Here is a 255-nt window from a genome sequence, read left to right on the forward strand (position 1 = left end):
GCTGCTCTGGAGTGAGCGGTTTGGGGTCAGACATCGCGCAGCTCCTCTCGACTCGGATCGATGCCCCTTGGCTCCAATCCTGCCGACCGTGCTTACGCAACCATACCAGAACCGTCGACCGGCCCTGGATGCCATACCGTTCCTGGGCCTGGCCGTAGGTCATCTCGCCTTTTTCAATCTGATCAACCACCGCCAATTTAAAAGACAGTGAGTAATCTCGCTGTGTGCGCTTTACACCTTGCTCCATCTGACTCT

1 protein-coding gene is annotated in these 255 nt (G+C 56.5%); it reads right to left on the reverse strand.

Features of this window, described 5'->3' with window-relative positions; translation table 11 throughout:
- Positions 1 to 247 (reverse strand): transposase (locus L6D80_RS29980; RefSeq protein WP_476748338.1); only part of this gene is annotated, 247 nt, incomplete at its 3' end.
- Between the last annotated feature and the right edge of the window lie 8 nt (positions 248 to 255).

Source organism: Pseudomonas ceruminis, assembly GCF_021602025.1.
Lineage (GTDB): Bacteria > Pseudomonadota > Gammaproteobacteria > Pseudomonadales > Pseudomonadaceae > Aquipseudomonas > Aquipseudomonas ceruminis.